Raw genomic sequence first — 18,354 nt, forward strand, 5'->3', positions numbered from 1 at the left:
ACGAATAATCGGACGCGCGTACCAACACTTCGACCTCTGCCAGCTAAATTGAACCCTGTGCGGGCCTCATACAGAGCAATAGCGGTGACCATCCGCAGCCGGTGGCCCCTCTATATGCTCTCCATGCTCGCAGCCAATCTGATCGGCGCGGTACTGGTCTTTGCCTTCGTCCGGTACGGCGTGCCGATCCAGGAGTCCGACGCGATAGTTGCCGACCGGGTCCGCAACTTCGCGATCTTCGGCGTGTACCTGGCATTCGCCGGCGCCGTCAGCCTCACGGCGGCGGCGATGATGTTGAAGTCGGTCATTCGCTGGCGGCTGCGCGGGGGTCCACCGACGAGGTCCGAGCAGATGGCGGCACTGCACGCGCCGCTTCGCCAGGCCATCGTCCACCTGGTGCTGTGGATTCTGGGCGGCATCATCTTCGTGTTCCTGACCATCACCGAGATGCCCGGACTCGCGATCGCCGTGATCGTGACGGTCTGCATGGCCGCGACCACGACCTTCGGGTTCACCTACATGCTCGGTGAGCGCATTTTGCGTCCGGTCGCCGCCCAGGCCTTGAGCGAGGGCGAATTCGATCGGACCATGGCGCCTGGCGTCGGAACCCGGCTGGCGATGACCTGGGGTCTCGGCACGCTGATGCCCGTCGCAGGCATCATCTTGCTGTGCTCGACGCAGCTCACGACCGATCTCGAGTTCTCCCCCGACTCGCTCGCGTGGGCGATCCTGCTCATCTCGATCATGGCGATCGTGCAGGCCTTTGCGCTGTCGATGCTGACGGCTACCCAGATCTCCGATCCGATCCGCCAACTGCGACGCGCCATCGAGCGGGTGCAGCGCGGCGCCACCGACGTACGCGTCGAGGTGTTCGACGGCAGTGAGATCGGCCGGCTGCAGGTCGGCTTCAACCGCATGATGAAAGAGTCCGACGAGCGTCGTCTGCTGCGTGAGCTGTTCGGTCAGCACGTCGGCGAGGACGTGGCCCGGCGCGCGTTGAAGTTCGGTACCGAGCTGGGCGGCGAAACTCGATTCGTGGCAGTTCTGTTCGTCGACATGGTCGGATCCACCGGTGCCGCGGCCGAGCGCCCGCCGGGTGAAGTGGTCGAACTGCTCAACGAGTTCTTCCGTGTGGTCGTCGACGTCATCGATCGTCACCATGGTTTTGTCAACAAGTTCATGGGTGATGCGGCACTCGCCATCTTCGGTGCACCACTAGATCGGCCCGACGCTCCGACTGCGGCCTTGGCGGCGGCTCGCGAGCTGCGGTTCAAGCTCAACGACATCACCGGCCTCGACGTCGGAATCGGTGTGAGCGCGGGGCTCGCGGTCGCCGGCAACATCGGTGCTGCCGAACGTTTCGAGTACACCGTGATCGGTGATCCGGTCAACGAGGCGTCACGGCTCACCGAGCTCGCGAAACTTCGGCCCAGCCGGGTGCTGGCGTCGACGAGCGCGTTGTACTTCGCCGACGAAGAGGAACAGGCCGAGTGGGAACTCGGCGAGCAAGTCCAACTGCGTGGGCGCCGACGACTGACGCATCTGGCGTGGCCGGAAAAGTATCCAGAGGTCGATCCGGATCAAATTGGTTAGGGTGAGTCGATGGCTCAGCCTGGAAACACCCCACGGCGACTGAGACGACCACGCTCGCCCGTGGCCGAGACCAGTCGGGCCAGAGGGCGCTTCTGGTGGCTGAAGTGGGTGCTCGGGATAGCACTCATCGCCCTCCTGATAGTCGAAGGCGCATATCTCTGGCCCAGGCTAAGTGAGGCCTGGCGGGTCCTGACCGAAATCCATTGGGGTTGGGTGGCCGCGTGCGTCGCGGCCCAACTCATTTCACTCAGCGGTTACGCGTCCGTTCAACAACGTCTGCTCAATGCCGCTGGTGTGGTTGCCGGTCACCTCAAGAACCTCTCGGTCATCTATGCCAGTACGGCAATGGCGCTGACGTTGCCTGCGGGCCAGGTCTTCTCCACTGCGTTCACGTACAAGCAGACTCGAAAGTGGGGCGCTACACCGGTTGTCGCATCCTGGCAGTTGGCGATGTGCGGTGTCATCGCCGCGGCGACTCTGGCACTACTCGGCGCTACCGGCGCGGCGGCGTTCGGCACCAAGGTCAGCCCGGTGACGCTGACGATTTCGCTCGTCGGCATGGCAGCACTGTTTCTGGCGTTGCGATACATAGCCCAGAATCCCGGCAGCATCGAGCGCATCGGGCACCGAGTTCTGGCGCTGTACAACCGTTCTCGCAAGAACCCGACCGGGCGCGGTATGCACCGTTGGTCCGAAATCCTCAAGCAACTGGATTCGGTCGAGCTCAGCCGCACCGACTCGGTCATCGCATTCGGGTGGTCGGCCATCCATCGTGTCGCCGATGTCGCTTGTTTGGGTTTCGCATGCTGGGCGGTGGGCGCGGAACCCTCCTTCGCGGGGCTCCTGATTGCCTTTACCGCCGCCAAAGCAGTCGGCAGCATTCCGCTGCTGCCCGGCGGGCTGGGCTACGTGGACACCGCACTGATCACCGCGCTGACGATCGCCGGTGCCAGTGGAGCGCAGGCAATTGCGGCATGGTTTGTATATCGGATGGTCAGCTTCGTCGGGGTCGCTGTCGCCGGTTGGATCGTCTTCTTGATCACTTTCCGTGCAACCCACCACGAAGACCTCGAGATGGACCTCGAGTTCGAACGCCGCGAACAGCCGGGCGTCTAGCGTCGCAACGCTGCCGCCATGTCGTCGAGGTGTGCCCGGCTGATCCGTACGGCTGCCTCCGCGTCGCCGGCTTCGATGGCGTCCACCAACATTCGATGCTCGTCCGCATCGGGCTGGCTGTGGGGATGCAGGTCCAGAACCGCGATCAACTCGATCAACGCAGCCCGCAGACGCGGTACAAAGGTCTCGAAGAGTTCCGACAGCACGGGATTGTGTGCCGCGTCCACCACTGCTCGGTGGACGGCGATGTCGGCGTCGACGAACGCTGCGTCGCCAGAGTGCGCTGCGGCAGTTCTACCGTCGAGCGCTTGCCGCAGAGCCGCGACGTCAACGGCATCGCGCCGCTGCGCAGCGAGGCGAACTGCTTCGATCTCGACCGCGTTGCGCACCTCGACGACGTGAAGGATCGCCTCGGCTTCGAGCACTCGGGGCCACTGATCCGGAGGCGTCGTACTCCGTAGGAAGACCCCGGCGCCCTGCCGCGATTCGAGCATGCCGAGGCCCGCGAGAGTCCGCACTGCTTCCCTGATAGTGGACCGCCCGATACCCAACTGCGCAGCAAGAGTGGTTTCACCTGGAAGTTTGGCGCCGACTTCCCATTCACCGCTCACGATCCGCGCGCGTAGCAACTCCGCGGCCTGGTCGGTGAGCAGCCGACGCTCGACGATCGGGGACACGTGAACTCCTCAGGTTGTCTGATAAGTAATTTCGTTCTAGTGTAGCCCGCATGGCTACAGGAGCACTCCTTCTCGACTGCCGCGGCGGGGCCTGAAAGACCGGCACCCCTCCGCGGGGTTTCGCCATGCCGGTCTCTCGACTCGACCGCAGGAGAAACCGAAGATGAGTACTACCCGCGCCAACCGCTGGAACAACCAGAAGCCGTCACCCATGCCGTCCGAGCGCTATCGCGCCGCGTGGGATCGCGTCGACATTCCGACTTTCGAGCGGACGTGGCCGTCCAATCGCACCACCGCGGCGCCCCTGTGGGTGCCCGTCGATCTGCGTGACGGCAACCAAGCCCTCGCAGAACCGATGGACCCCGAACGCAAGCGTCGAATGTTCGAACTGATGGTGGCAATCGGCTACAAGGAAATCGAGGTCGGCTACCCCTCCGCGAGTCAGACCGATTTCGATTTCGTTCGCGACCTGGTGCGCTTCGATCTCGTTCCCGACGACGTCACTATCGTCGTATTCACTGCCGCGCGTACGGATTTGATCGAACGGACATATCAATCGATCGAGGGGCTGCCTGACGCGGTCGTCCACATGTACACGGCGACTGCGCCGACGTGGAGAAACGTCGTTCTCGGCAAGGAGCGAGAAGAGTTGCACGACATGATTTTCCGCGCCGCGCAAGACGTTGCTCGTGGCGGCGAAGGCCACGACGGCTGGCGATTCGAGTTCTCACCCGAGGTCTTCAACCTCACCGAACCCGACTACATCCTGCAGGTCTGCAACAGTCTCACCGAACTATGGGACGCCAGCCCCGATCGCCCGGTCATCCACAACCTCCCTGCCACAGTCGAAATCGCCACCCCCAACATCTATGCCGATCAGATCGAATACATGCACCAGAATCTGGCCCGACGCGATTCGGTGATCCTCTCGGTCCACCCGCACAACGACCGCGGCACCGGCGTTGCGTGCGCCGAACTGGCAGTGCTGGCCGGCGCGCAGCGCGTCGAGGGATGCCTGTTCGGCAACGGCGAGCGGACGGGCAACGTCGACCTGGTCACGCTGGGGCTCAATCTGCATGCACAGGGCGTCGATCCGGAAATCGACTTCTCCGACATCGACAAGATCCGTCGAACGGTGGAGTACTGCAACAGAATTCCCGTCCACGAACGCCACCCGTACGGCGGCGATCTCGTGTACACGGCATTTTCCGGAACCCACCAGGACGCGATCAAGAAGGGCTTCGCGCATCACTACGAGAGCGCGGAGGCTGCCGGCGTCGATCCGGGATCGGCGCCGTGGGCGGTCCCTTACCTGCCGATCGACCCCGCCGACGTCGGCCGCGACTACCAGGCGGTCATTCGTGTGAACAGCCAGTCGGGCAAGGGCGGAATCGCATATCTGCTGCAGACCGAGTACGGGGTCGAACTCCCCCGGCGCCTGCAGATCGACTTCGCCTCGCGGGTGCAGCTCGAAACCGACGACTCGGGCACCGAAATGACTGCCGACCAACTGTGGAAACTGCTGCTGCGCGAGTACGGGTACAACGGAGGAGTGCGTCGGTACTCACTGGAACACACCGCCGACGGTGATCAGTTGTTCGTTGCCATCGATCGCGACGGGCGCGAGGTCACCGCCGCGGCCAGTGCGTCCGGGCCGGTCGAGGCATTGAGCAAAATCCTGACCGAACAGGGCTCGGCCGTCGAGGTTGTCTCGCTCACCCAGCATTCACTGCCCCGCAACCCGAATTCTTCCGGGAGTGCGAATTCGGCAGTCACCATTGCAGAGTGCGTGGTGAACGGTGAAGGACGCTGGGGCATTGCGGTGCATCAGTCGGTGACAGCGTCGGCGCTTCACGCGGTCTATGCCGCAAGCACAAACACTGTGATGCAGCTCACATGATCTTGCGGAAGGATTTCCTGGGGTCCATAGTTGAAGCTACAAGAACTTGAACATTCAACTACTTATTCAGGAGCTTCCATGACCACCGCAACCTTGCCCGCTTTGACCGCCGGAACCTGGGTCATCGACACCGTCCACTCCACTGTCGGATTCTCGGTTCGCCACCTCATGGTTTCCAAGGTTCGTGGAACGTTCGACGAGTTCTCCGGAACGATCACCGTTGCCGAAGACGGAACCCCCGCCGTCGAGGCCGAGATTTCCGTGGACTCCATCAACACCAAGAACGAGCAGCGCGACGGCCACATCAAGTCCGCTGACTTCTTCGACGTCGAGAAGTTCCCGAAGGCCACCTTCAAGTCCACCGCAGTGCGCTCCAAGGGCAGCGACTTCGTCCTCGCCGGCGACTTCACGCTCCACGGCGTCACCCGCGAGGTCGAGCTGAACCTCGAGTTCAACGGCGTCAACCCGGGCATGGGCCAGGGCCCCGTCGCAGGATTCGAAGCCACCACCGTCATCAACCGCAAGGACTTCGACATCTCCATCGAGATGCCCCTCGAAGGCGGCGGAGCAGTTGTCGGCGACAAGATCACGATCACCCTCGAGATCGAAGCCGGCCTCCAGGCCTAACAACACTGTGCGCCTTTATTAACCGCCCGCGGTTAATAAAGGCGCACAGTCGTATGGTGTGAGCGTGAAGAAGTACGCACCATTCCTGCTGATCGACGCCATTCTTGTCATAATCTTCTGCGCGATAGGGCGCCGTACCCACGAAGAAGCCAATGCGCTCGCCGGTCTGGCGAAGACATCCTGGCCCTTCCTGACCGGCCTGGTGATCGGATGGGCTGCCACGTTCGCGCTCTACCGCGACAAGTTCAACGCCGTTCTCCTTGTTCCCACCGGCGTTGTCGTTTGGCTCGGCGCCGTCGCCATCGGGATGATCCTGCGAGTGTTGAGTGGCCAGGGCACCCAGTTCAGCTTCATCGTCGTCGCGACGCTGGTCCTCGGCGCGTTCCTTCTCGGTTGGCGCGCACTCGCTCCGCTGGTAGTGAAAATCCGCACCAAGTCGTAACCAAACTCCACGGCTCGGAACCACCCGAAATGCCCGAGCACGTAGGACACTTTTCGGATGAGCAACACTACGGAGCCCGTCGAACGTAGCGAGAAGGAAGACCGGGGGTTCTTCGGCCAACCCTTTGCGCTGGCGAACCTGTTCGGCGTCGAGATGTGGGAGAGATTCTCCTTCTACGGGATGCAAGGCATCCTCATCTATTACCTGTACTACAGCGTCAGCGACGGCGGCCTCGGCATCAGCCAGGCGGCAGCGACCAGCATCGTCGGCGCGTACGGCGGCACCGTCTACCTGTCGACGATTCTCGGGGCGTGGGTGGCCGACCGACTGCTCGGCTCCGAGCGCACGCTCTTCTACAGTGCTTCGCTGGTGATGGCCGGCCACATCGCACTGTCGGTTCTTCCCGGCATGTGGGGTGTCGGCGTCGGCCTCGTCATGGTCGCCTTCGGCAGCGGCGGCTTGAAGGCCAATGCGACCTCTCTGGTCGGAGATCTCTATTCCGAACAGGATGTTCGCCGCGACGCCGGATTCTCCATCTTCTACATGGGCATCAACATCGGCGGTCTTGTCGGTCCGCTGCTCACCGGAGCCGTCCAGGACGCCTGGGGATTCCACGCCGGTTTTGCTCTCGCTGCCGTCGGCATGGCGCTCGGCCTGATCCAGTACACGCTGGGCCGCAAGCATCTTCACGGAATCGGTGCCGAACCCGGCAACCCGTTGCCCGCGGACAAGCGCGCACTCTACATCGGGATCGGCATTGCCGCGATCGTCGTCGTCGCGGTCGCCTCCGTCACCGGCTTGATCACGGCGGACAACATGTCCGACGTCGTTGTCGGACTCACGATCGTCGCGTCGGTCGGTTACTTCCTCCTCATGCTCACCAGCAAGAAGGTCACCAAGGTCGAACGCAGTCGAGTCTTTGCATTCATCCCGATGTTCATCGCGAGCGCGGCCTTCTGGTCGCTGTTTCAGCAGCAGTTCACCACCGTGCCGGTGATCTCAGACAAGCTCCTGGACCGCAATCTCTTCGGTTGGGACTTCCCGCCGACGTGGGTGCAGTCGATCAATCCGGTGTTCATCATCATCTTTGCCGGTGTGTTCGCAGCGATGTGGACCAAACTCGGTGACCGTCAGCCGTCGTCGCCGATCAAGTTCGCGCTCGGTACCGGCACGATGGGTCTGGCGTTCCTGGCGTTCATCCCGATCACCGGGGGCGGACCGAACAGTGCACCGCTCCTCGGCCTGGCCGGTGTGCTTCTGCTCTTCACCTTCGCCGAACTCTTCCTGTCCCCCGTCGGCCTTTCCCTTGCAACCAAACTCGCGCCCGAGCATTTCCACACTCAGATGGTGGCGTTGTTCTTCTTGTCCGTTGCATTGGGTTCTTCGATGGCGGGAACCTTGGCCGGTTACTTCGACATCGACGACAGTCGCCCGTTCTTCCTGATCATCGGTTTCTCGTCGATCGGAATCGGAGTGATTCTTGCTCTTGCCTCGCCGTGGATCAAGAAGCTGATGCAGGGCGTGAAGTAGACGGGCTCACTTCACCCACAACCACAGAGCCAACACGAATCCCGCTATCGCTACTGCCACACGCAGTACCGATGGCGGGATTTTCTTGACGACGGGCGGGCCACACCAACCTCCGGCCAACGCGCCGAGCGCCATCGCCAACGCGGCCACCCAATGCACCTGTCCGGAGAAGGCGAAGATGAGTGCAGCCACAAGATTGGCAATGCCGAGAAAGAAACTCTTCAGGATCGTTGCACGCCACACCGTTTCGGAAGTGAGGATGAGCGTCGCAGCCAGGAATATGACGCCGGCACCGGCACCGAAATAGCCGCCGTATACCGCGACGGCGAACAGTGCTGCGGAGTAGATTCCGGGGCGGTCACCGCCGCCGGACAACTCACGAATCTTCGGTTGCAGCAGCAGCGCGAGCGAGGCGAACACGACCATCGCCGGCACAACGGATTCAAACGAACCTTCCGGTGCCAACCACAGGATGAGGGCACCGATGATGCCACCGGCCGCCGAATAGAGAGACCAGCGAACAAGTTTCGGACCGGTATCGGCAACTTCACGGGACGAGTTCGCCAACGCTCCGACGCCGACGGCCACCAACGCGACGGTATTGGTCATGTTCGCGCTGACCGGTGAGAGCCCGACACTCAGCAGCGCCGGATAAGAAACGATCGATGCAAGACCGGTGACAAAACCGACTAGACCGCTGAAGAATCCCGCTACGACGAGGAAAAGGAAATCGAGCAGGTTCACGAACCAGGAATCTACTCGCGGTGCCCGGTACTACTTGTCGGCAGGCTTGCCGAGTTCCTGGAAGAGCTTGTCCGTCATCTGCATTGCTCGATCACCGCCGTCGGCGTCTGCGACGAACACCGCGAACGCGAAGTCTCCGCGTGATCCGTAGAACCAGCGATCGTCACCGCTCGCTGCACCGGCCGCCATCATGTCCGGGTACCCTGCCAGTCCGCCGGCGCCTCGCATGGCGTCACGCAGACGATTGTTGACGTCGCCGGGCAACGCCGTCGGCGTGACGTCGGCGGTAGCCGGTTGTCCGAAGACCATCATCGGCATCGGGGCACTGCCGCGGGCGATCGATGCCGCGAGCATCGCCATTCCGAACGGAGTTACCGTCGGTGCGCTCGCGTCGTTGGACGTCTTGTTGGCCATGACGTTGTTCATCGCCTGGTCCACGCCGGGGCGGTTCGCGGCAAGCACTGCTGTCTGCTGTTCGAGTCCCTGAATGTGGAAGCCGTTGCCGAGTCCGAGTTGCTGCCCGGTGTCGGCCAACTGCTCGGCTGACACGGCGCCGGGGTCGACGCCGTTCTGCATCGACGATGCGAGACGGACCAGATCGAGGGCGCCGCCGGCCGGGCGCAACCCGGTGAAGGCGATCGGGCCCTGTTCGATGGCCTGATTGTTCTGTGCGGCAGCCAGAATGGCGCCGTCCGACGGGCGGATCGCGACGATGGCCGCAGGAGTACCTGCACTGACGACAGCTTCGATCGCGGCGAGTTGAGCGTGCGAGTCGAGGGTCGCGGCGACGTCGGGACCGGGAGGTCCCTGGAAGCCGGCTTGCTTGATCGGGAATCCGTTGGGCTCGACCAGATTGACCGCCCAGCCGGCGGTGGCGTCGCGATTGGCCTGCCACACGGTCCGCAGTGGGTCCAGCAACGGCGAGTTGATTCGACGGTCGGAGGCGATCAGCTTGGGTGTCTTGACCACGACGACACCGGGGATCGCAAAATCGCTTTCCAGGTAGGCGTAGTCGGGATCGCGGAGCAGTACGGCGGTGACGGGCTTGCCGGGGTTTGCGGCGAGGTCGGCCAACATCGACTCCGAAGTGACCAACGGGGCGACAGGTTCGAGCACCGTGGCGAGGCGACGAGTGGTGTCGACGGGGTCCGGCATGGTGGCCGGGTCGAGAGTGATCGCGTTGATGGTCTGCTCGTTCATGAGCAGGGTGCCGGTGCTGTCGACTACCTTCGGCGGCGCTGCGTCCGTGCGGGTGTACGAAACGGTGCGACCGTTGCCGAGGTCGGGGACGAGGACCGACGGGTCCCAGGACACACGCCAGCCGACCGACAGATCACGAACCTCACCCTGCGACTGGTAGCTCCAGTCCTTGCCTTCGCCGAAGTTCCAGGACGCGTCGAGTGTGAAGAGTCCGGAGTCGCTACCCAGATCCATGACCTGAGCGACGTCGAAGTCGGTGGACTTGGCGGCCAGTCCGTCGAACATCTGCTGGATCGACGGCCGCGCCGCGTTGGGGTACGACGTGAGCGCCGCAGCAGCTTCGGCGTCGTGGTTGTTGAGGGCGGTGACGAAGTCCTCCACCACCGAGGCGGCGTCGGATTTCTTCTCCCCACCGATGACACACGACGCGAGCGCCACTGTCAGAACGACAGCAGTTATCGACGCAACGACATATTTTCCACGACGGTTGTGCTGTCCTCCGGGCCCCATGCATGTAACTCTTTACTTCTGTCACACGAGTAACAAGCACGGGATGCCTACGAACGTGTCACGGTTGAGCTACGACGGTGTGATCCAACTGCAACGGAAAACAGGTTTCAGCGCAGAAAAGTGCCTGCTACCTGCACTGCAGGCGAAGAGCTGTCCGCACCCGCGATGAATACCGCAAATGCGAGGTCTCCCTTGATTCCGACAAACCACCCATGTGCCGGGCCACCCTCGGTTTCGGCCGTGCCGGTCTTGCCGAGAAGCCCCGGAATGTCCTGCAACGACGTCGCCGTACCGCTCGTGACGGTCTCGCGCATCATCACCCGCAACTGTTCGGTCACCTCCGCGGGAGCCGGTGCAACGGTCTGATCTGCCACGCCGGGCTGTCCCTTGACCAACATCGGCGCGGGTGTCGTTCCGTTGGCGATCGAGGCCGCCACGAGAGCCATCCCGAAGGGCGTGGCGGTCACCGTGCCCTGTCCGATCGCGGACTCGACGCGTTCGGCGGGGGTGTTCGCGTCAGGGACGTTGCCCGTCACCGTCGTGAGCCCGGGGGTGACGTAGTCGACGCCGAGCCCGAACTGCAGCGCCGCTTTGTGCAGAGCATCGGCGGGCAGACCGACGGCCATCCTCGCCATTGTGGTGTTGCACGACTTCGCGAACGCGGTGTGCAGCGGAACCGATCCGAGGTCGAACTCGTCGTCGTTGGGAATCTGACGGCCCTCGATGTTCTCGGTACCCGGGCACGGCAGAACGGTGTCCGGTGTAGCGACGCCGGCTTGCAGGGCCGCGGACGTCGTCACGGTCTTGAACGTCGAACCCGGTGGGTACAGGCCGGTCAGAGCGATCGGGCCCTGTGCGTCAGCGGGGGCGTTCTGGGCCACCGCCAACACCGCTCCGGTCGACGGCTGCAGCGCAACGATCGCCGCCTGTTGTGTCACCCCGGCGAGCGCATTCTCGGCCGCGAGTTGCATCGGTCGGTCGATCGTTGTCGCGATGTTCGGAGCAACCGGCCCGTCTTGGCCGGCGACGGTGGTGACGGTTCCGTTCTGCTTCACCTGCTGTACCGCCCAGCCCGCGGACTTGTCCTGCCCCTCCTGCCACAGATCGGACAACCCACTGAAAGTCGGCGACGCCAGAGTTTTGTCCACCGAGAGCAACCGAGCCTGCGGCGCCAAGCTCACTCCGGGAATCGCCGCCAACCTCTCCTCGATCGGTGCAAGATCCTCGGCCCGCAAAGTGATTGCGGTGACCGGCTTCCCACTTGCCGACGCAAGATCGCCGCTCAGCGATGCCGCCGTGATCGTCGACGCGACGGGCGAGAGAAGGGCCGCCACGGCTGCCGTGTCCACCGGGGGCACCGCGGCAGAATCGAGATTGACCAACGTCACCACCTGCTGCTCCATGATCGGCTGGCCCGCCGCGTCCAGCACCGACGGCGGAGCACCGGTGGTGGGTGTGTAGCGCAGGGTCGTCGAGGAGGTCAGGTCCGGAGCCAACAGCGCCGGGTCCCACTGAATCAGCCAGTTGTCCCCGCTTTTCGACGCGTTTCCCTGCGTCGAGTAGTTCCAGTCCTGACCTTCGCCGAACTTCCACGCCGCGTCGAGTGTGAACGTCCCCGCAGAATCACCGGACTCGGTGGCGTCGGAGACGGTGAATGTTCCCTCGTCCTTGCCCAGTCCGTCGATCAGGGCCGAAATCGCAGTCGACGCCGCCGCCGGATCGGTGGTCAGGGCTGCCGCCGCTTGCACGTCATCGGACGTGAGCGCGGACGCGAACTCCTCTGCCACTGATTTCGGCTGGTCAGGGCCAGAACTGCAGGCAACTACCGATCCTGCGGCCAATACCCCCAGAGCCACGGCAGCCACGGGACGACGGAAAGTTCGGAAGCTCTGACGAGCGTGTGAAAGGCGCACGACTCCGATCATGCCCGAATTTGTGGCGCCAGTTCGACTATCGGTGTAATCATGTAATCAGTGCAATAAACGCACGCCACACTCCACCAGCTCTCCGAGGAGAACGCCATGAAGAACTCACAAAACTCCGGCGACCGCAGGTTCGGCCGTCCCGGAGGTTGGCAACAGGCGTCGGTTCCCGACGCGAGTGATGCGTCCGACTGGTTTGCCGGTCGACTTCCAGATGACTGGTTCACCGGAACGGCCGACGTCCAGGTCGACCGCGAAGAAATCGTCGTGATCGGTGAACTCCCGGCAGTCGACGGTGGCGAGGCCGCCGCGGACGGAAGGATCTCACGCTTTCGCGAAACCACGCGCGCCGACCGGATGCGCATCGCCGACGAGGCCGAGGCTCGCTACGGGCGCAAGGTCGCCTGGGGTGTACGTCTGGACGAAAAGACCGTCCTGTTCACACATCTCGCAGTTCCGGTGATGACACGACTACGTCAGCCCGAACGCAAGGTTCTCGACACTCTGGTGGACGCGGGTGTTGCTCGCTCCCGAGCGGACGCTCTCATGTGGACAGTCCGGTTGGCGGGCAAGCACAGCGAACAATGGCTCACCGAACTCCGCGAAGCGATGTCGAAGGTCGACGATCTTCGGTCCGAAGGCCCGAAAATCTGACGGCCCGAAAATCTGAAGGCCCGAAAATCTGAGCACCGAACACTGACGAGACCGACAGCACAGAATAATTCGATTGCACGGGACCGTTCGAGTGTTCTAACCTGGAACACGAATCATTCCCGACAGAACAGGAAACGGGCCGTTGCTCCTCTAGAGGTTCATCACGCGAAGGCACTCGCACCCATCAGCACTTGCTGAGCGGGGCGCACAGTCCAAGCACCCTCTGGAGTACTCATGACCCAATCCCATCTTTCTCTGTCGCTCTCGGATCTCACCTTCATCTGGCCGGACGGCGAATCAGTCTTTTCCCACACCAATTTTGTATTCCCCAGTGGCCGTGTCGGTCTCGTGGGACTCAACGGATCGGGAAAGTCGACTCTGCTGCGATTGATCGCAGGAGAGCTCTCACCGGAATCCGGATCCGTGACCGCTTCCGGCGAGGTCGGCTACCTCCGTCAGGACATCACACTCGATCCGAGCGTTCGGGTGGATGACATCCTCGGTATCCACGAACTCCGAAACGCATTGCACCGCATCGAAACCGGCGACGGCTCCGAATCCGACTTTGCGCTCGTGGACAACAACTGGGATATCGAGGAGAGCGCTCTCTCCACCTTGCATCGACTCGGCCTCGAGAAGGTGGCTCCGGATACCGCAGCATTGAGCCGAACTGTCGGCACCCTCTCCGGCGGAGAGACCGTCTTACTCGGCCTGACCGCAACGCTGCTGAAGAATCCACAGGTACTGCTCCTGGACGAGCCGACCAACAACCTGGACCGCGACGCTCGATCACGAGTTCATGCTGCAGTCCAACAGTTTCCGGGAACCGTACTGATCGTCAGCCACGACCGGGAACTGCTCGACACCGCGGAGTACACGATCGAACTACGTCGGGGGGATCTACGCGTGTTCGGCGGCAACTACTCGCACTACCAGGAGGTCGTGACCGCTGAGCAGGAAAACGCACTCGCCACCGTTCGCGACGCCAAGGCCGATCTGGCAAAGCAGAGCCGCGAGCTGATCGACGCTCGAACGAAACTGGACCGGCGTAAGCGCTATGGGCAGAAGATGTTCGAGAACAAGCGGATGCCGCCGATCATCGCGCAGACACGAAAACGTCAGGCCCAAGTTTCGGCGGGAAAGCTGGCCCTCAACCATATCGGGAAGGTGGACGAGGCCAAGTCTGTCCTGTCGGAGGCAGAGGAACTCCTTCGAGACGATCGCGAGATTCGTCTGGATCTGCCTGCTACAGAGGTTCATCCGGGGCAGCAGGTTGCGCGGCTCGACGAGGTGACGTTGCAGAGCGGCCAAGTGGTATCGCTCCAGATCACCGGGCCGGAGCGGATTGCGATAGTGGGACGCAACGGAATCGGCAAGACGACGTTGCTCGATGCACTCGCCGCGTCGACTCCGTTCGTAGCCTCTCGTGCGCTCCCCCAACGTCTCGACGTGTTCGACGAGGATCTCTCGGTGGCGGACAACGTCGCGTTGGCCGCGCCACACGCGACAGCCGAGGAAATTCGCGGGCAGTTGGCACGGTTCCTTTTCCGGGGAACGGATTCCGACGTATCGGCATCCGCGCTCTCCGGCGGTGAACGATTGCGTGCGGCGTTAGCCACGATCCTGCTGGCCGAGCCCGCGCCCCAGCTGCTTCTTCTCGACGAGCCGACCAACAACCTGGACCTACCGAGTCTCGCCCACCTCACGCAGGCACTTTCCGATTTTCGCGGCGCCATGGTGGTGGTGAGTCACGATCTGCCGTTCCTTCGCGGCATCGGCATAACGCGATGGATCAGCATGGACGAGACTGGTATTCGAGACATCGATCCCGAGTAGGCCGACGGTTGACGCTATCGGTGCTCGACGGTCTGGCCTACCGTGGGGCGATGTGCCTTCACCTCGACGCAACCGCCGCGCTGTCGCTCGCAGGTTGGGTTCGCGAAGAACCTACTCGATCGGCCTCTGCCCCAGTTCCGCAACCACTGGTCGGCGGTTGTGACCAACTCGTAGTGTGGGCGAGTTCGTTCTCCGTACTTGCCAGTTCCGACGACCAGGTGTGGTTTCTCTCGGCGGAGAACTATGCCGGTGGCGTTGGCGTCAGCGATGAGGCGTTTCCCTGGAATGCGTTCCGGCACGAGAGCCTGGCGGTCGCTTCCGGGCCGGCGGAGCGCGCGGCGATCAACGCCTTCTGGTCCACTCACCTCCCGGTCCTGATGTCGGTGCGCAATGGGTACGAGTACTTGGCGCTCGCACCCGACGGTCAGGTTGTCCGTGGAGGAGAGCCGGAGTTCGAGGAGGTCACCATCGTCGCCGCTGATTTCGAGGCTCTGATTCGGGGCATAGCCGCAGGCGTCAGCACTGCAGACCCCTCCACCGATGCATTGCTTGGAACAGTGGGTACTGCCCCGCCGGGCAGTGACCGGTAGCTCTGAGGGAGGCCGAGTTGACGGCCCGACTGTTCGTGAGAGTCCACGCCATCCGTCGAATGGGTCCGGACGACTACTCGAGTTCACGTGCGTAGCAACTGGCACCCATACTGGACGGGTGTTGCACGACGTGAGAAATCCGGTGGACGGTGCGCGGATCACCTATCAGATCGTGGGCGATGGCCCACCCCTGTTGATGGTGCACGGCACAGCGTTGTCGCGCTCCATCTGGCGTGGCTTCGGGTACGTCAAGGCACTTCAGGAGCAATATCGTCTGATCCTCGTCGACATGCGGGGTCACGGACGCAGTGACAAACCACACGACTCCGATTCGTATGCAATGGATCTGGTGGTCGGCGATCTCCTGGAGATCCTCGACACGGAGTCTCCGTTCGAACCGGCACACGTCCTCGGATACTCGTTCGGCGGACGCTCGGTGATGTCGCTGACAGTCGAGCACTCCGAACGGGTGCGATCGCTGACCGTCGGGGGCGGTAGCAGCCGACCGATGACGGGCGCGTTCGACGCATTGTTCTTCCCGGGTTGCATCGACGTACTCGAAAGCGGCGGTATCGAGGGATTTCTGACCGGTTGGGGCGTGAGGCGCGGCAAACCGGTGGATCCTCAGACTGCGACTGCCTTCCGAATCAATGATGCCCTCGCGCTCGCTGCCTACATGCGCCGCGCAGAGAAGGAGCACGGCATCGACGACGCCGTGCTGCAACGGATCACCACACCGGCGTTGTTGTTCGTCGGATCGAGAGATCGCGAGCGCCTGCCGGATACCGAGCATCTCGCGTCGCTGATCCCGGACAGTGCCTTGACTGTGATCGAAGGGGCTGACCACGCAAGCGCAGTCGCAGACTCCGATGCTGTACTGCGTGCGCTCATTCCGTTCCTGAGCCGACAGTAGTCCGCCTTCAACCTCTCGCTACTGCGATGTGAGCACTCTCGACTCCAACGCGGTCACCGGTGGTTGCCGCAAGTCCAAGCGCCTCAACAACTGGGCATTCGCGGCAACGACCACAGTGGATACCGACATCAGGATTGCTCCGACCTCCATCGGCAGCACGAACCCGACGGGCGCCAGCACTCCCGCAGCGAGGGGAACCGAGATCGCGTTGTATCCCGCTGCCCACCAAAGGTTCTGAACCATCTTCCGGTAGGTGGCGCGGGAGAGCTCGATGACCGAGCTCACCGAACGCGGATCATCGCTGGCCAGAACAACTCCCGCCGACGCGATCGCCACGTCGGTTCCGGCACCGATCGCGATGCCCACATCCGCCTGGGCGAGTGCCGGCGCATCGTTGACCCCGTCACCGACCATCGCCACGCGGTGGCCCGCAGCCTGAAGCCGAGATACCTGCGTTCCCTTGTCCTGCGGAAGCACTTCGGCGAAAACTTCGTCGATCCCGAGCCTGCGAGCCACCGAATGGGCCACGGCCTCCGCGTCTCCGGTGACCATGGCCACCCGCACACCGCGAGCATGGAGGGCGTCGACGGCCAATGCTGATTCCGGGCGAATCTCGTCGGCCAATGCCAATGCGCCGATTACCTTCTCGTCACGCACTACATGCAGGACGGTCGACCCGTCACTGAGCCACTCTTCGGTCCCCGGGATCGCGGTGGCCCCGACCGATCGCAGCATCCCCGGTCCGCCGACACCGACGCGTGCACCGGCGACGTCCGCAGCAACCCCGATCCCGTTGTGCGCCTGAAAGTCGGAACCCGAAGTGAATTCGAGCGACAACTCCCGCGCCGCCGCGACGACGGCGCGCCCGAGTGGATGTTCGCTGTCGAACTCGACGGCAGCCGCTGCGCTGAGAACGTCGTCATCGGAATACCCGTCGACACCGCGTACACCGACCACTGCGGGCTCCCCCTTGGTGAGAGTGCCGGTCTTGTCGAAGAGAACGGTGTCTACGTTACGCATCGCCTCGAGGGCCATGCGGTCGGTGATCAAGATCCCAGCCCGAGCCGCCCGTTCCGTCGCGATCGAGACGACCAGTGGAATCGCCAACCCGAGCGCGTGCGGGCAGGCGATCACCAGAACGGTGATCGTCCGGGTGACTGCGCTCTCCGGGGTGCCCCAGATACTCCAGGCGATCGCGGTCAGCACTGCCGCGCCGAGTGCGTACCAGAACAGCAGAGCAGCGGCCTTGTCCGCCAACACCTGCGCGCGACTCGACGAGTTCTGGGCTTGCTCGACCAGGCGCCGGATACCGGCGAGCGCGGTGTCTTCTCCCACGGCGGTGACTCGAAGCCGAAGTGCCGAGTCGGTGGCTACCGTGCCGGCCACCACCTGATCTCCGACAGTCCGGCGGACGGTCTTCGACTCGCCCGTAATCATGGATTCGTCCATGTCGGCGCTTCCCTCGACCACCGTTCCGTCCGAGGGAACACGGGCGCCGGGACGAACTATCACCAGGTCGCCGGTCGCCAGAGCTGCGGTGGGCACGGTTTCCACCGATTCCCCCACCACCCGTTCTGCCTCGTCGGGCAGCAAAGCGGCAAGTGAATCCAAGGCGCTCGATGTCTGACTGAGCGAACGCATCTCGATCCAGTGGCCCAACAACATGATCACGATCAGAAGCGCGAGCTCCCACCAGAAATCGAGAGTGTGATCCACCCAGTGCAGACTCGCAGCCCATGACGCGAAGAAGGCCACGGTGATCGCGAGCGCGATCAACAGCATCATTCCCGGCTGCCGAGAACGGATTTCGGCAACAGCGCCGGTGAGGAACGGCTTGCCACCCCAGAAGTACATCACCGTGCCGAGTACCGGTGAGATCCATTCCACCAGAGAGTTTTCCGGCAGTGTGTACCCGACCAGATCAGCGAACATCGCGTCTGCCGCAACGACCGGAACCGCGATGACCAGCATGACTGCAAACAACGTCCGGAACTGTGCGACGTGATCCCCGTGACCACCGTGTGCCCCATGCTCCATCTGGCCATGGCTCATCTCGCTATGCTCCATCTGGCCATGGTCCATCTGACTGTGATCCATGTG

The 18,354-nt window shown here is 63.1% G+C and carries 15 protein-coding genes; 10 read left to right on the forward strand and 5 right to left on the reverse strand.

Annotated elements, in window-relative coordinates; all coding sequences use genetic code 11:
- The first annotated feature begins 114 nt into the window (after positions 1-114).
- Together RWT78_RS03475 and RWT78_RS03480 are read left to right on the forward strand one after the other, a co-directional pair.
- Complete coding sequence (locus RWT78_RS03475; protein WP_003945952.1) at positions 115-1,593, forward strand: adenylate/guanylate cyclase domain-containing protein; 1,479 nt, start codon at positions 115-117, stop codon at positions 1,591-1,593.
- 9 nt (positions 1,594-1,602) lie between these two features.
- Positions 1,603-2,709 carry a TIGR00374 family protein gene (locus RWT78_RS03480; protein WP_058039159.1) on the forward strand — a complete coding sequence of 369 codons (1,107 nt, stop codon included), beginning with the start codon at positions 1,603-1,605 and terminating at the stop codon, positions 2,707-2,709.
- Here the strand turns inward: RWT78_RS03480 and RWT78_RS03485 are convergent.
- Entirely contained in the window at positions 2,706-3,386 is a 681-nt protein-coding gene (locus tag RWT78_RS03485; RefSeq protein ID WP_314673957.1) for a FadR/GntR family transcriptional regulator, read from the reverse strand. The genes RWT78_RS03480 and RWT78_RS03485 overlap by 4 nt on opposite strands.
- A gap of 163 nt (positions 3,387-3,549) precedes the next feature.
- On the opposite strand from RWT78_RS03485, the gene RWT78_RS03490 reads away from it, so the two are divergent.
- From RWT78_RS03490 to RWT78_RS03505, 4 genes are all read left to right on the forward strand, one after another.
- Positions 3,550-5,286: a 2-isopropylmalate synthase gene (locus tag RWT78_RS03490; protein WP_058039160.1), complete on the forward strand. Its 1,737-nt coding sequence runs from the start codon at positions 3,550-3,552 to the stop codon at positions 5,284-5,286.
- A gap of 78 nt (positions 5,287-5,364) precedes the next feature.
- Positions 5,365-5,913 carry a YceI family protein gene (locus RWT78_RS03495; RefSeq protein WP_003945643.1) on the forward strand — a complete coding sequence of 183 codons (549 nt, stop codon included), beginning with the start codon at positions 5,365-5,367 and terminating at the stop codon, positions 5,911-5,913.
- Positions 5,914-5,977: 64 nt separating this feature from the next.
- Positions 5,978-6,355 carry a DUF3054 domain-containing protein gene (locus RWT78_RS03500; protein ID WP_314673962.1) on the forward strand — a complete coding sequence of 126 codons (378 nt, stop codon included), beginning with the start codon at positions 5,978-5,980 and terminating at the stop codon, positions 6,353-6,355.
- Between the two features lie 57 nt (positions 6,356-6,412).
- A complete protein-coding gene (locus RWT78_RS03505; protein WP_003945468.1) occupies positions 6,413-7,885 on the forward strand; it encodes a peptide MFS transporter in 1,473 nt (490 codons plus the stop codon).
- A 6-nt stretch (positions 7,886-7,891) separates the two neighbouring features.
- On the opposite strand, the gene RWT78_RS03510 is transcribed toward RWT78_RS03505, so the two are convergent.
- From RWT78_RS03510 to RWT78_RS03520, 3 genes are all read right to left on the reverse strand, one after another.
- The gene (locus RWT78_RS03510; protein WP_003945554.1) at positions 7,892-8,629 is read right to left on the reverse strand and encodes a sulfite exporter TauE/SafE family protein; all 738 of its coding nucleotides are present in this window, start codon (positions 8,627-8,629) and stop codon (positions 7,892-7,894) included.
- A 30-nt stretch (positions 8,630-8,659) separates the two neighbouring features.
- Positions 8,660-10,339, reverse strand: coding sequence for an NTF2-like N-terminal transpeptidase domain-containing protein (locus tag RWT78_RS03515; RefSeq protein ID WP_003945897.1), 1,680 nt, complete (start codon positions 10,337-10,339; stop codon positions 8,660-8,662).
- 107 nt (positions 10,340-10,446) lie between these two features.
- Positions 10,447-12,264: a penicillin-binding transpeptidase domain-containing protein gene (locus tag RWT78_RS03520; protein WP_314673967.1), complete on the reverse strand. Its 1,818-nt coding sequence runs from the start codon at positions 12,262-12,264 to the stop codon at positions 10,447-10,449.
- A 96-nt stretch (positions 12,265-12,360) separates the two neighbouring features.
- Here RWT78_RS03520 and RWT78_RS03525 point away from each other — a divergent pair, with 96 nt between their 5' ends.
- From RWT78_RS03525 to RWT78_RS03540, 4 genes are all read left to right on the forward strand, one after another.
- Positions 12,361-12,915 (forward strand): hypothetical protein, encoded by a 555-nt coding sequence (locus tag RWT78_RS03525; protein WP_003945732.1) that lies wholly within the window; start codon positions 12,361-12,363, stop codon positions 12,913-12,915.
- A gap of 234 nt (positions 12,916-13,149) precedes the next feature.
- Positions 13,150-14,751, forward strand: coding sequence for an ABC-F family ATP-binding cassette domain-containing protein (locus RWT78_RS03530; protein ID WP_003945668.1), 1,602 nt, complete (start codon positions 13,150-13,152; stop codon positions 14,749-14,751).
- Positions 14,752-14,759: 8 nt separating this feature from the next.
- Complete coding sequence (locus RWT78_RS03535) at positions 14,760-15,341, forward strand: hypothetical protein (protein WP_232329987.1); 582 nt, start codon at positions 14,760-14,762, stop codon at positions 15,339-15,341.
- Positions 15,342-15,483: 142 nt separating this feature from the next.
- A complete protein-coding gene (locus RWT78_RS03540; RefSeq protein WP_003945805.1) occupies positions 15,484-16,254 on the forward strand; it encodes an alpha/beta fold hydrolase in 771 nt (256 codons plus the stop codon).
- 18 nt (positions 16,255-16,272) lie between these two features.
- Here the strand turns inward: RWT78_RS03540 and RWT78_RS03545 are convergent, their stop codons facing one another.
- A complete protein-coding gene (locus RWT78_RS03545) occupies positions 16,273-18,321 on the reverse strand; it encodes a heavy metal translocating P-type ATPase (RefSeq protein WP_314673975.1) in 2,049 nt (682 codons plus the stop codon).
- Positions 18,322-18,354: the final 33 nt, after the last annotated feature.

Origin of the sequence: uncultured Rhodococcus sp. (genome assembly GCF_963525155.1) — a bacterium.
In the GTDB taxonomy this organism is placed as follows: domain Bacteria; phylum Actinomycetota; class Actinomycetes; order Mycobacteriales; family Mycobacteriaceae; genus Rhodococcus_F; species Rhodococcus_F qingshengii.